Raw genomic sequence first — 15489 nt, forward strand, 5'->3', positions numbered from 1 at the left:
GTGCGGGCGGGTGAGCGTGCGGGTGTGGATCGGTGGTTGGAGGTTGGCCCGGACGCGGTGTTAGCCGCGTTGCTACCGGGCTGTTTGACTGCTGATCCGGTGGTTATTGCCGCGACCGGCCGCCGCCCCCGCCCCCGACCCACCACCACCGAACCCACCACCACCGAACCCGCCACCACCGAACCCGCCACCACCGAACCCGCCACCACCGAACCCGCCACCACCGAACCCGCCACCACCGAACCCGCCACCACTGACCAGCGCGACGCCACCGACAACACCGCCCCCACGGCGTTCGCCGACCAGCAGGACACCACCGAGGCCGCCCCCCGCACGGCGAGCACCGACCCGCGCGACGCCACCGAGGTCACCACCTCCACGGCGGTCACCGATCAGCGGGATCGCGATGAGGTGGTCACCCTTCTCACTGCGGTTGCCCGGTTGTTCGTGACCGGGACCCCGGTCGCGTGGGATGCGATCGTTCCGGCACCGGATGTGGAGTCGATTCCGGTGGCGCCGACGTACCCGTTCCAGCGGGAACGGTTCTGGTTGGCTCCTAGTCCGGCGGTTGGGGACGCGTCGGCGTTCGGGTTGCGGCCGGTCACTCATCCGTTGTTGTCCGCCGCCGTGACCGTCGGCGAGCATCTGGTCCTGACCGGGCGGTTGACGGCGGCGAGAACAGCGTGGTTGGGCGAGCACGTCATCGCCGGGACCCCGATCCTGCCCGGGACCGGGTTCGTTGATCTGGCCATCCACGCCGGCGACCAGATCGGCGCCACCACCGTCGGCGAACTCACCCTGCACGCCCCGCTGACCATCCCCTCCGACATTCAGGTGCAGATCACCCCGACCGGCACCGACGGCCACCACGACCTGACCATCACCTCTCCCACCGGCCTACACGCCACCGGCGTCCTCACCGCCGACACCCGACCAGAAACAGACCCCGACCTCACCGCCTGGCCACCACCGGGAGCCGAGGCGGTTGCGATGGATGGTCTCTACGACCGTTTGGCTGCCGCTGGTTACCGCTACGGCCCGGTCTTCCAATCCCTGCGTGCCGTCTGGACGGACGGCGACGACGTCTACGCCGCCGTGGAACTGCCCGATGGCACCGATACCACGGGGTACGGCATCCATCCGGCGCTGCTCGACGCGGCGTTCCAGGCGACGCTGCTCGCCGACGAGGGTGGCGCGGTCCGGTCGTTGCTGCCGTTCAGTTTCAGCGATGTGCGGTTGCATGCCGTCGGTGCCAACCGGCTGGCTGTTCGGCTGCGGCCGCTGAGTGACAGCCGGTTCGCGCTGACGGCGGTGGATCAGAAGGGTGATCTGGTCGTCAACGTCGGAGAGGTGGCGACGCGTCCGGCCGCGGAGGTACGTACGGACGCGGGCGGTGACGCGCTGTTCACGCTGAACTGGTCCGTGGTCGAGGCGGGGGAAGCGGACGGCGCGCAGCCAGACATCGACGTGGTGCCGGTGGACGTCAGCGATGCCGACCCGGTTGTAGCCGCCCGTGCGGCCGCGGGCAGCGCGCTCGCTGCCGTGCAGAGGCTGCTGGCCGAGGAGGAGCTCGGCGGCGGGCGACTCGTGCTGCTCACCCGGGGCGCCGTTGCCGCGGTGGCCGGTGAGGTCGTCGATCCGGCCGCGGCCGCGGCGTGGGGCCTGGTTCGTTCGGCGCAGTCGGAGCATCCGGGCCGGTTCGTGCTGATCGACGATGACACTCCGGGCGGCGTGGATGAGTCCGTGGTGCGTGCGGCGGCCGCGACCGGCGAATCGCAACTGGCGATCCGGGGCGGCCAGTTCCTGGTGCCACGGCTGGTCGCGCCGAATGCGCCACTGCCGGTGCCGGACGGTGCTTGGCGGCTCACCGCGACCGGCAGCACCTTGGACGAACTCGCCTTCACACCGGATGGGGACGCGGCGGCCCCGTTGGAGCCGTGGCAGATCCGGGTGGCGGTGCGTGCGGCCGGCGTGAACTTCCGCGACGTGCTGATCGCCCTGGGCATGTATCCGGAGCGGGCGTTCCTGGGCACCGAGGGCGCCGGCGTCGTCACGGAGACCGGTTCCGCAGTGGCAAATGTGAGTGTCGGCGACCGGGTGATGGGCTTCGTGGACGCCGCGTTCGGCCCGCTGGCGGTCGCCGACGCGCGGACCGTGGTGCGTATGCCGGCGGGCTGGTCGTTCGCGCAAGCCGCGGCGGTGCCGGTGGTGTTCGCGACCGCCTGGTACGGCCTGCGCGACCTCGGCGGCGTGACCGCCGGCCAGCGGGTCCTGGTGCACGCCGCCGCGGGTGGCGTGGGCATGGCCGCAGTCCAGCTCGCCCGGCACCTCGGCGCCGAGGTCTTCGCCACGGCCAGCCCCGGCAAGTGGCCCGCGCTGCGGCGGCTCGGCCTGGACGATGATCACCTGGCATCGTCGCGCACACTCGACTTCGAGGAGCAGTTCCGGGCGGCGACCGGCGGCGCCGGGATGGACCTGGTCTTGGACTCGCTCGCCCGCGAGTTCGTCGACGCGTCGCTGCGGCTGCTGCCGCGCGGCGGCCGGTTCGTGTCGATGGGCAAGACCGACATCCGGGACCCGGAGCAGGTCGCCGCAGCCCACCCCGGCGTTCGCTATCAGGCCTTCGACACCTCGCAGGCCGGCCCGGAGCGGATCGGGGAGATGCTGCGGGAGGTGCTCGCCCTCTTCGAGCGCGGTGACCTCAGCCCCTTGCCGGTGACCGCGTGGGACGTGCGCGACGCCCGGGAGGCGCTGCGCCACATGAGCCAGGCCCGGCACATCGGCAAGATCGTACTGACCGTTCCGGCACCGCTGAACCCTGCCGGCACCGTGCTGGTCACCGGTGGCACCGGTACCTTGGGCGCGCACGTGGCCCGGCACCTGGTGACCGCGCACGGCATGCGGAACCTGCTGCTGACCAGCAGGCGGGGATCGGACTCCGCCGGTGCCGGGGACCTCGTCCACGAGCTGCGCACGCTCGGCGCCGAGGTGACCGTGGCGGCCTGCGACGTCGCCGACCGGGATGCCGTCGCGGCGCTGCTGGCAACGATCCCATCGGACCGGCCGCTGACCGCGGTCGTGCACACCGCCGGGGTGGTCGACGACGGCACCGTCGAACAGCAGACCCCTGACCGGATCGACGCCGTGATGCGGTCCAAGGTGGACGCCGCCATGCATCTGGGCGAACTGACCGATGGCGACGATCTCGCGGCCTTCGTGCTCTTCTCCTCGGTCGCCGGCCTGTTCGGCAGCGCCGGGCAGAGCAACTACGCCGCCGCGAACGCCTTCCTCGACGCGTTCGCCCGGCAACGGGCCGCGCACGGCCTGCCGGCCCGCTCCCTGGCCTGGGGCTTCTGGAGCGACCGCAGCGCCATCACCGGGAGTCTCGCCGACACGGACGTGCGCCGGGTGGCGCGTACCGGAATGGCGCCGTTGAGCACCGAGGCCGGCCTCGCCCTGCTGGACGCGGCGCTCGCCGGCACGGAGCCTGCGGTCGCACTCACCCCTCTCGACCGAGGCGCGCTGCGATCGATGCCGCCGGAGAACATCCCGGTGCTGCTGCGAGGTCTGGTCCAGCCCGCCGTCCGCCGGCGTTCCGCCGCCACGGACGACGCCGAGGCGTCGTTCGCCGAGCGCTTCGCGGCGATGTCCGGCAAGGAACGGCACAGAGAACTGCTCGATCTGGTACGCCGGAGCGCCGCGCTCGTCCTGGGCCACGCCGACACCGGCGCGGTCGCCCCCGCCGAGTCCTTCAAGAACCTGGGCTTCGACTCGCTGACAGCAGTCGAGCTGCGTAACCACCTGCACGGCGTCACCGGGCTGCGGCTACCGGCGACCGTGGTCTTCGATCACCCGTCCCCGGAGGCCCTCGCCGCCGCCATCGACGGCCGCCTCGCCCCTCCGGTCGAGGATCACCCGGCCGTCCTCACCGAGCTGGACCGGCTCGAAGCGGCCCTGGCCGGCGCCGAACCGGAGGACGACGTGCGTGACCGGGTCACCAACCGCCTGCAGACGCTGCTGCGCCGGTGGACCGACACGTACGGCACCGCCGCGCCGGAGATCGACGACGACGTACTCGACACCGCAACCGACGACGACATGTTCGACCTCATCGACCGGGAACTCGGGCGCGCCTGAGCCGCGCAAGGAGCTGAACGTACACATGGCGAACGAGGACAAGTACCGCGACTACCTCAAGCTGGTCACCGCCGATCTGATGCGGACCCGGCGGCGGCTCGAAGAGGTCGAGGAACGGGCCAGGGAACCGATCGCCGTCGTTGCGATGAGCTGCCGTTTCCCCGGCGGGGTGAGCAGCCCCGAACAGCTGTGGGAGTTGCTCGCCGGTGGCACCGATGCCATTTCCGGGTTCCCCACCGACCGCGGTTGGGACAACGACTCCCTCTACGACCCGGACCCCGACCGGCCCGGCAAGAGCTACGTCCGCGAGGGCGGCTTCCTCACCGGTGCCGCCGACTTCGACGCCGCGTTCTTCGGCGTCAACCCACGCGAGGCGCTCGCCATGGACCCGCAGCAGCGGCTGCTGCTCGAGGTGTCCTGGGAGGCGTTCGAACGTCTCGGTCTCTCCGGCGGCGAGCTGCGCGGCAGCGACACCGGCGTCTTCATGGGCTACGGCGGCGAGGACTACACGCCGCTGGTGCGCTCGGGCGCGGGCGGCAACGAGGGATACCTGCTCACCGGCGGCTCCGGCAGCGTGGTCGCCGGGCGAATCTCGTACACGCTCGGCCTGGAAGGTCCCGCGGTCGCGGTCGACACCGCCTGCTCGTCGTCGCTTGTCGCCATTCACCTGGCCGCCGAGTCGCTGCGGCGCGGCGAATGCGGTCTCGCCCTGGCCGGCGGCGTCACAGTGATGTCGACGCCCAAGCTGTTCGTCGAGTTCAGTCGGCAGCGGGGTTTGTCGCCGGATGGTCGGTGCAAGGCGTTCTCGGCGGAGGCGGACGGCACCGGTTGGGGTGAGGGCGTCGGTGTGATCGTGCTGGAGCGGCTTTCGGACGCGGAGCGCAACGGTCATCGGGTGCTGGCCGTGATTCGTGGTAGCGCGGTGAACCAGGACGGCGCGTCGAACGGTTTGACCGCGCCGAACGGGCCATCCCAGGAACGGGTCATCCGGCAGGCGCTCGCCGCCGCCGAACTCTCCGCGGCGGACGTCGACGCGGTCGAGGCGCATGGCACCGGTACCCGGCTCGGGGACCCGATCGAGGCGCAGGCGTTGTTGGCCACGTACGGCCAGGACCGGTCCGAGCCGCTGTGGCTGGGGTCGATCAAGTCGAACATCGGTCACACGGCCGCCGCGGCTGGCGTCGCCGGTGTCATCAAGATGGTGATGGCGTTGCAGCGGGGGAAGCTGCCCGCCAGCCTGCACGCGGACGAGCCGACGCCCCACGTGGACTGGTCGGCCGGTGCCGTATCGCTGCTTACCGAGGCGCGGGAGTGGCCTCAGGTGGATCGACCCTGGCGGGCCGGTGTCTCGGCTTTCGGCATGTCGGGGACGAATGCGCATGTGATCGTGGAGCAGGCGCCTGCGGCTGAGGCCGCGGATGTGGTGTCGCGGGAGTTGCCTGTTGTGCCGTTGGTGTTCTCCGCGCGTGGTCAGGCGGCTTTGTCGGCGTTGCGGGAGCGGGTTTCTGGTGATTCGGCTGCGGTTGGTGCTGCGTTGGTGCGGCGGTCGGTGTTCGAGGATCGGGCGGTGCGGGTCGGTGACGAGCTGATCGAGGGCACCGCTGTGGTGTCGCGGGATCGTGTGGTGTTGGTGTTCCCGGGCCAGGGGGCGCAGTGGGTCGGCATGGGCGGCCAGTTGCTTGATGAGTCGTCGGTGTTCGCCGCGTGGGTGGCGGAGTGTGAGCCGCTGGTGGACTTTTCGCTGACTTCGGTGTTGCGTGGTGGTGATTTGGATCGGGTGGATGTGGTGCAGCCGGTCTCGTTCGTGGTGATGGCCGGTCTGGCACGGGTGTGGCAGTCCCTCGGCCTGCCGATCGCGGCCGTCGTGGGGCATTCACAGGGTGAGATCGCCGCCGCGTATGTCGCGGGTCGGTTGTCGTTGGAAGACGCGTTGCGGGTGGTGGTGCTGCGTTCCCGGATCGTTGGTCAGCGGTTGGCCGGTGCGGGGGCGATGGCGTCGGTCGGGCTGCCTGCCGCTGAGGTGGAGGTGTTGTTGACCGATGGGTTGAGTGTGGCTGCGGTCAACGGTCCGTCGCAGGTGGTGGTGGGTGGTGATCCTGCCGAGGTGCAGGCGTTGGTTGCCGGGTGTGAGCAGCGGGGGGTGCGGGCCCGGTTGGTGCCGGTGGATTACGCGTCGCACACCGCCCAGGTCGACGTCATCCGCGAGGAGTTGCTTATCGCTTTGGCGGGGGTCACGTCACAGCCGGGTGTGCTGCCGATGTATTCGACTCTCACCGGCGGGTTGCTGGATGAGAGCGTGCAGCTCGATGCCGAGTATTGGTTCGCGAATGTGCGCTCGACGGTGCGGTTCGCTGATGCGGTGCGGGCGTTGACCGGTGACGGGTTCGATGTGTTCGTGGAGTCCAGCGCTCATCCGGTGTTGACGTTCAACATTGATGCCCCGGTGGTGGTGGGGACGTTGCGTCGTGGCGAGGGTGGTTGGGATCGGGTGGTGCGGTCGGTGGCGGAGGCGTGGGTGCAGGGCGTCCCGATCGACTGGGCCGCCCAGTTCGCCGGCATCGCTCCCGCTGACCTGCCCACCTACCCCTTCCAACACGAGCGCTACTGGATCGACGACGTCGAGCCGACCGGCGACGTGCGCGCCGCCGGCCTCCAACCCATCACGCACCCCTTCCTCTCCGCCGTGCTGCCGGTCGCCGAAACCGGCCAGCTCATCCTCACCGGACGGCTGACGACACAGCCCTGGTACGGGGGCTCGGAATTTCCGCCCGCCGGACTCGTCGAGCTGGCGATCCGCGCCGGCGACGAGGTGGGTGCCGGTGCGGTACGCGACCTGAAGACCCAGAAACCGCTCACGCTTCCGGCCGACGTTCAGGTCTGGGTCGACGCACCCGCCGAGGACGGCAGCCGCCGGATCACCGTCTCGTCGCACCCAGCGGGCGCCACCGACGCGGCGTGGACAGTCAACGCGGAGGGCACGCTCGCCGTCGAACCGGCGATGTCCGGCGAGAGCCTGACCACGTGGCCGCCCACCGATGCCAGCCCGGTCCCGGACGACACGCTGCCGGCCGATGTGCGGACGATGTGGACGAGCGGCGACGACACGTACGTCGAACTGGAGAGCGGCGACGACGAGACGCCGTTCGGTCTGCATCCGCGCCTGCTGGACGCGGTCCTGCGGGCCGCCGGGGAAGCCTCCGCGGCGCTGGACGCTGGTGCCGAGACTTTCGCGGCGCCGGCGTGGACAGGCGTCCGTCTGCACGCCACCGGCGCCACCCACCTGCGGGCCCGCCTCCGCCGCCTCGGCGAGCGCCGGTTCCGGCTCGACGCGGCGGACGCCACCGGCGCCCCGGTCCTCACGGCCGACTCGGTCGACCTGCGCCTGCTCGCCTCCGAGCAGTCCACCGTGCCCGCTGACGGGGCCCTGCACGCGGTGCGGTGGGTTCCGGTGGAGTCGGGGGGTGTGGATACGTCGGGTGATGTGGTGTTGCGGGTTGGTGGTGGTGATGTGCGGGTGGTGTTGGGTGAGGTGTTGGCGGCGGTGCAGGGGTTCGTGGCGTCGGATGCGGGTCGGTTGGTGGTGGTGACTGAGGGTGCGGTGTCGGGTGGCTCGTTGGCGCATGCGGCGGTGTGGGGGTTGGTGCGGTCGGCGCAGTCGGAGCATCCGGGTCGGTTGGTGTTGGTGGAGGGTGATGCGGGGGTGGGGGCGGGGTGTGGGCGTTCGCAGGTGTGGGTGCGTGGTGGTGTGGTGTTGGAGCCGCGGTTGGTGCGGGTTGATGGTGCGGCTTCGGCTGCGGCTGCGGCTTCGGCTGCGGCTCCGGCTCCGGCTGCGGTTCCGGCTGCGGTTCCGGCTGCGGCTGCGGCTGCGGCTCCGGGTGGGGGTGGGGGTGTGTTTGGTGATGTGGTGTTGGTGACTGGTGGTACGGGGGCGTTGGGTCGGTTGGTGGCGGGGCATTTGGTGGCGCGTCATGGTGTGTCGCAGGTGGTGTTGGTGGGTCGTCGGGGTGTGGTGGATGTGGGGTTGGGTGTGGGTGTTCGGGTGGTGGCGTGTGATGTGTCGGATCGGGCGCAGGTGGCGGCGTTGGTGGAGAGTTTGCCGGGGTTGTCGGCGGTGGTGCATGCGGCGGGTGTGTTGGATGACGGTGTGGTGGAGCAGTTGTCTCCGCAGCGGTTGGACAGTGTGTTGGCGGCGAAGGTGGATGGTGCGTGGCATCTGCATGAGTTGACCAAGGATCTGAAGGCATTCGTCCTCTTCTCCTCCGTCGCGGGCCTGCTGGGCGCTCCCGGTCAGGCGAACTTCGCCGCGGCCAACGCCTACCTCGACGCGCTCGCCCAGCACCGCCGGGACCAGGGGCTGCCCGCGACCTCACTGGCCTGGGGCCCGTGGCAGAGCAGCGGGGGAGACGCCCAGCGGATGCTGCGGAACGGCCTCGGGCGACTCGACGCCGACGACGCACTGCGGCTGTTCGACGCGGGCGTCGCCCAGGACGAGCCCGTCGTCGCACCGTTCGTGCTGCGGACCGCGGCACTGCGCCGGGACGCCGACCTGCCCGTGCTGCTCGAGGCGCTGGCCACCGGGCCGCGCCGGCGGGCCGCGGCGCGGACGACGGGCGACGCGACGGGTACGCCTCTCGACGGGATGACCGAGGACGAGCGCGCCCGCTACCTGCTGGATCTCGTGCGTACGCACGCGGCCGCCGCGCTCGGTCATTCCTCCGGCGACGCGGTCGTCGCCGACCGGCCGTTCAAGGACCTCGGCTTCGACTCGCTGACGGCGGTGGACGTCCGCAATCGTCTCAGCGGTGCCATCGGCCTGCGCCTGCCGGCAACGGCGGTCTTCGACCATCCCACCCCGCAGGCGTTGGCCCGCCACCTGGACGGGCTCCTGCCCGGCGGCCGGGTCGCCGCCACCCGGGTCGCGGCGGCCGCCACCGCCTCCGACGAACCGATCGCCATCGTGGGTATGAGCTGCCGGTATCCCGGTGGTGTCGGCTCACCGGCCGACCTGTGGCGACTTGTCGCCGACGAGATGGACGCCATCAGTGAGATGCCGACCGACCGCGGCTGGGACATCGACGGCATCTACCACCCCGACCCGGAGCAGCCCGGCAAGAGCTACGTCAACAAGGCCGGCTTCATGGCCGGGATCGGCGACTTCGACGCCGGGTTCTTCGGCATCAGCCCGCGCGAGGCGCTCTCCATGGACCCGCAGCAGCGGCTGCTGCTGGAGACGTGCTGGGAGGCGTTCGAGCACGGTGGGATCGACCCGCAGTCCGCGCGCGGCAGCGACACCGGCGTCTTCGTGGGCACCAGCGGTCAGGAGTACGGCACGCTGGTGGCCGAGGCCGGCGAGAACTTCGACGGCTACCTGCTGACCGGCAGCATGGCCGCCGTCGTCTCCGGCCGGGTGGCGTACGCCCTCGGCCTGGAAGGCCCGGCGGTCTCGGTCGACACCGCGTGCTCGTCCTCGCTTGTCGCGATTCACCTGGCCCTCCAGTCGCTGCGCCAGGGTGAGTGCTCGCTGGCACTGGCCGGCGCCGCCTCGATCCTGGTCACACCGACGTCCTTCGTCGATTTCAGCCGGCAGCGCGGGCTGGCCCCGGACGGGCGGGTGAAGGCGTTCGCGGCGGCCGCTGACGGTACGGCGTGGGGTGAGGGCGTCGGCGTGCTGCTGCTGGAACGGCTCTCCGACGCCGAGCGCAACGGACACCGGGTGCTCGGGGTGATCCGGGGCAGCGCGGTCAACCAGGACGGCGCGTCGAACGGCCTGACCGCGCCGAACGGGCCGTCGCAGGAACGCGTCATCCGTCAAGCCCTCGCCAATGCCCGACTGTCGACGGCGGATGTGGACGTCGTGGAGGCGCATGGCACCGGTACCACGCTGGGTGACCCGATCGAGGCGCAGGCGTTGTTGGCCACGTACGGCCAGGATCGGTCCGAGCCGCTGTGGCTGGGGTCGATCAAGTCGAACATCGGTCACACGGCTGCCGCGGCCGGTGTCGCGGGCGTGATCAAGATGGTCGAGGCGATGCGGCACGGGGTGTTGCCGGCGACGTTGCACGTGGATGAGCCGTCACCGCACGTCGACTGGTCGGCAGGGGCGGTCTCGCTCTTGACGTCGGCGCGGGAGTGGCCGGAGGTCGGTCGGCCGCGGCGGGCGGCGGTGTCGTCGTTCGGTGTTTCGGGGACGAATGCGCATGTGATCGTGGAGCAGGCTCCGGCGCCTGAGGCCGCGGATGTGGTGTCGCGGGAGTTGCCTGTTGTGCCGTTGGTGTTCTCCGCCCGTGGCCAGGCGGCTTTGGCCGCGCTGCAGGAGCGGGTCACCGATGACTCGGCCGCTACCGGTGCTGGGTTGGTGCGGCGGTCGGTGTTCGAGGATCGGGCGGTGCGGGTCGGTGACGAGCTGATCGAGGGCACCGCTGTGGCGTCGCGGGATCGTGTGGTGTTGGTGTTCCCCGGTCAGGGGGCGCAGTGGGTCGGCATGGGCGGCCAGTTGCTTGATGAGTCGCCGGTGTTCGCCGCCTGGGTGGCGGAGTGTGAGCCGTTGGTGGATTTCTCGCTGACTTCGGTGTTGCGTGGTGGTGATTTGGATCGGGTGGATGTGGTGCAGCCGGTCTCGTTCGTGGTGATGGCCGGTCTGGCACGGGTGTGGCAGTCCCTCGGCCTGCCGATCGCGGCCGTTGTCGGGCATTCGCAGGGTGAGATCGCCGCCGCGTATGTCGCGGGTCGGTTGTCGTTGGCAGACGCGTTGCGGGTGGTGGTGCTGCGGTCCCGGATCGTTGGTCAGCGGTTGGCGGGTGCGGGGGCGATGGCGTCGGTCGGGCTGCCCGCCGCTGAGGTGCAGGTGTTGTTGACCGACGGGCTGAGTGTGGCCGCGGTCAACGGCCCGTCCCAGGTCGTCGTCGGTGGTGATCCTGCCGAGGTGCAGGCACTCGTCGCCGCCTGCGAGCAGCGGGGGGTGCGGGCTCGGTTGGTGCCGGTGGACTATGCCTCGCACACCGCCCAGGTCGACGTCATCCGCGAGGAACTCCTCACCGCCCTGGCCGGGATCACGTCACAGCCGGGTGCGCTGCCGATGTACTCCACCCTCACCGGGGCTGTGCTGGATGAGAGCGTGCAGCTCGACGCCGAGTACTGGTTCGCGAATGTGCGGTCGACGGTGCGGTTCGCTGACGCGGTTCAGGCGTTGGCCGGTGACGGGTTCGACGTGTTCGTGGAGTCCAGTGCTCATCCGGTGTTGACGTTCAACATTGATGCCCCGGTGGTGGTGGGGACGTTGCGTCGTGGCGAGGGTGGTTGGGATCGGGTGGTGCGGTCGGCGGCGGAGGCGTGGGTGCAGGGCGTCCCGATCGACTGGGCTACCCAGTTCGCCGGCGTCACTCCCGCTGACCTGCCCACCTACCCCTTCCAACACGAGCGCTACTGGATCACTCCCACCGGAGCGCGCGGCGACGTCACCGCCGCCGGACTCCAGGCCGCCGACCACCCACTCCTCACCGCCGTCGTCCGCATGGCGGAAGGCGACCGGACCCTGCTCACCGGCCGCCTCTCGCTGGCCGCGCAGCCGTGGCTCGCCGACCACACCGTCGAAGACACCGTCATCCTGCCCGGCACCGGCTTCGTGGAGTTGGCCGTCCGCGCCGGCGACGAGGTCGGCGCCACGCTCCTGCGCGAACTCACGCTGCACGCGCCCCTGGCGATCCCGCGCACCGGCGGTGTCGACGTGCAGGTCGGCGTCGGCGAACCGGACGAGAACGGCGACCGCGGGCTAACGGTCTCGGGCCGGATCTCCGGCGACGACGGCGAGTGGACCCGCCACGCGGAAGGCACCCTCGCCATCGCCCCCGCACCGGCCGAACCCGGCCTCACCGCGTGGCCGCCGCCCGGTGCCATCGCGGCGGAGACCGGTGACCTGTACGAGCGCCTCACCGGCGCCGGCTACGGCTACGGACCCACGTTCCAGGGCCTGCGGGCCGCCTGGCTGTCCGGCGCCGACGTGTACACGGAGGTCGACCTACCGGACGACGCACGCGACGGCGCGGCCGCGTACGGCCTGCACCCCGCACTGCTCGACGCCGCGCTGCACGGCATGCTGCTCACCGAACGGGACCGGAACGCGCCTCCGGCGGTGCTGCTCCCGTTCGCGTTCACCGGCGTACGGCTGCACGCCGCCGGCGCGGACCGGCTGCGCGTCCACCTGACCCGCCTCGGCGACCGGGAGATCCGTATCCGCGTCGCCGACGTCACCGGCGCACCGGTGGCCACCGTGGACTCGCTCGTGCTGCGTGCGGCGACCCCGACCGAGACGCGTACCGGATCGGGCGCGCTGCTGCGGCTGGACTGGCCCGCCGTGCCCGTACCGGAGGAGACACCGGCCGGCCGCTGGACCGTCGTCGACGGGCACGGCCTGGACCTGGTGGGGCCGCTCGCCTCGGCCGGCGTGGACGTCGAGGCGCGCGCCGACCTGGCCACGGTCGTCGCCGAGGCGTCCGCCGGCGGTGCGGTACCCGACGTCGTGGTGGTCACCTGCCCGCGCGGCGACGCATCGGCCGGCACCGACTGGACGCACCGACTCGGCTCGGTGGTGCTCGGGCAGGTGCAGGAGTTCCTCGCCGAGCCGGCCCTCGCGGAGAGCCGGCTGGTGCTGATGACCGAGCGGGCGGTCGCGGCCGCACCCGGTGACACGGTTGCGCAGCCCGCGCAGGCGGCGGTCTGGGGCCTGCTGCGCTCCGCCCAGTCCGAATATCCCGGCCGCTTCGTGCTGGCCGACGTCGACGAGCGGCCGGAGTCGCATCGCGCGCTCGCCGCCGCCGTCGCCTCCGGTGAGCCCCAGCTGGCCCTTCGCGCCGGCACGGCCCAGGTGCCGCGGCTGTCCACCACCGCGCCGCGGACGCCGGCCGTGCCCCGGTTCCAGCCCGACGAGGCGTGGCGGCTGGAACCGGCCGGTGACGGCGGAACCATCGACGATCTCGACTTCGTGCCCTGCCCCGACGCCGCCGCGACGCTGGAGCCGGGGCAGGTGCGGGTCGCCGTACGCGCCGCCGGGGTGAACTTCCGCGACGTGCTGATCTCACTGGGCATGTATCCCGAGCACGCACTGCTCGGCACCGAGGGCGCCGGTGTCGTCGTCGAGGTCGGTCCCGGCGTGACCGACCTGACCGTCGGCGACCGCGTCCTCGGCTTCCTGCCCGGCTCGTTCGGGCCGCTCAGCGTCGCCGACGCGCGAACCGTCGTGCCGATGCCGGCCGGCTGGTCGTTCGCCGAGGCCGCCACTGTCCCCGTGGTCTTCACCACCGCCTGGTACGGGCTGCGCGACCTGGGCCGGCTGGACACCGGCGACCGGGTACTCATCCACGCCGCCACCGGCGGTGTCGGCATGGCAGCGGTCCAGCTGGCCCGCCACTTCGGCGCCGAGGTCTTCGCCACCGCGAGCCCCGGCAAGTGGGACATCCTGCGCGCTCAGGGTTTCGCGGAGGACCACATCGCGTCCTCGCGCAGCCTCGACTTCGAGGACCGGGTGCGGACCGTCGCCGGCGACCGCGGCATCCAGGTCGTCCTGGACTCGCTCGCCCGCGAGTTCGTGGACGCGTCACTGCGGCTGGTCGCGCCCGGCGGCCGGTTCATCGAGATGGGCAAGACCGACATCCGGGATCCGCAGCGAGTCGCCGCCGACCACGACGGGGTGCACTACCGCGCCTTCGACACCGGCGAGGCCGGGCCAGAGCGGATCGGCGAGATCCTGCGCGAGGTCGTCGCGCTGCTCGAGGCGGGAGTGCTGCGGTTCCTGCCGCGCACCGCATGGGACGTCCGCGACGCCCGGGACGCGCTGCGCCACCTCAGTCAGGCCCGGCACATCGGCAAACTCGTGCTCACCGTGCCACACGCCCTCGACCCGGCCGGCACCGTCCTCATCACGGGAGGCACGGGGGTGCTCGGGCGGCAGGTCGCTCGTCATCTGGTGGAGGCTCACGGCGTACGCAATCTGGTCTTGGCAAGCCGCAGTGGCCTCCAGGCGGAAGGTGCCGCGGACCTGGCCACCGAATTGCGCGCCCTGGGCGCCGAGCCGGTCATCGTCGCCTGCGACACAGCCGACCGCGACCAGCTCGCCGCACTGCTTGCCGCCCAACCGACCGACCGCCCGCTGACGGCGGTGGTGCACACCGCCGGTGCGCTCGACGACGGCATCCTGGAACAGCAGAACGCGTCGCGGCTCAGCGGCGTTCTGCGCCCGAAGGCCGACGCGGCCGTGCATCTGGACGAGCTGACCCGCGGACATGACCTCGCGGCGTTCGTGCTCTTCTCCTCGATCGCCGGCCTGTTTGGCGGTCCCGGCCAGGCCAACTACGCCGCGGCGAACACGTTCCTGGACGGCCTGGCCCAGCGCCGCCGGGCCGAGGGCCTGCCCGCGGTCTCCGTCGCCTGGGGCTTCTGGCAGGAACGCAGCGGCCTCACCGGGCACCTCGGCGACGACGACGTGCGCCGCATGGCCCGCTCCGGAACCCGGCCGGTGAGCACCGCCGAAGGGCTCGCCCTGTTCGACGAAGCCCTGACCACGCCGTACCCGGTGGTCGCCGCCACCGGCCTGGACCGGACCGCCCTGCGCGGCGCCTCCGCCGACTCACTGCCGGTCCTGATGCGCGGCTTGGCGCCGACCACCAACCGCCGGGGCCGGGCCGCTCAGGCCGCCGCTGCGGGCGCGGACACGCTCGCCGACCGGCTGGCCGCGATGAACGACACCGAACGCGACCGTACGCTGCTCGAACTCGTGCAGGGCCAGACCGCCGCCGTCCTCGGCCACGCCACGACCGACGCGGTCGTACCCGGACAGGCGTTCAAGGACATCGGCTTCGACTCACTCACCTCGGTGGAGCTTCGCAACCGGCTCACCACCGCGACCCGGCTGCGGCTGCCCGCCACCCTGGTATTCGACCATCCCACGCCGCTCGCTCTCGCCGCCTACCTCGGCCAGGAGCTGCTCGGCCGTAGGCCGCAGCCCGTCGCGGTGGCGCCGACGACCGCCGCCGATTCCGGCGACCCGATCGCGATCGTCGCGATGACCTGCCGCTTCCCGGGCGCGATCGCGTCGCCCGAGGATCTCTGGCGCCTCGTCGCCGACGAGGCCGAGACGCTCTCCGACCTGCCCGCCGACCGTGGCTGGAACCTCGCCGAGCTCTTCGACCCCGACCCCGGCAAGACCGGCCGGTCCTACGTCGCCGTCGGATCCTTCCTGCACGACGCCGCCGAGTTCGACCCGTCGTTCTTCGGGATCAGTCCGCGTGAGGCGCTGGCGATGGACCCGCAGCAGCGCCTGCTGTTGGAGACGTCGTGGGAGGCGTTCGAGCGGGCTGGCAT

Annotated in this window: 2 pseudogenes; both read left to right on the forward strand. The window is 71.7% G+C overall.

Going from position 1 to position 15489, the window contains the following annotated elements:
• Positions 1–618 precede the first annotated feature (618 nt).
• Positions 619–3877: pseudogene (locus ACGFH8_RS35035) on the forward strand (SDR family NAD(P)-dependent oxidoreductase); the annotation flags it as partial.
• Between the two features lie 279 nt (positions 3878–4156).
• Positions 4157–15489, forward strand: a pseudogene (locus tag ACGFH8_RS35040) (SDR family NAD(P)-dependent oxidoreductase); the annotation flags it as partial.

The sequence above is a fragment of the Micromonospora sp. NPDC049175 genome (assembly GCF_043197345.1).
Lineage (GTDB): Bacteria > Actinomycetota > Actinomycetes > Mycobacteriales > Micromonosporaceae > Micromonospora.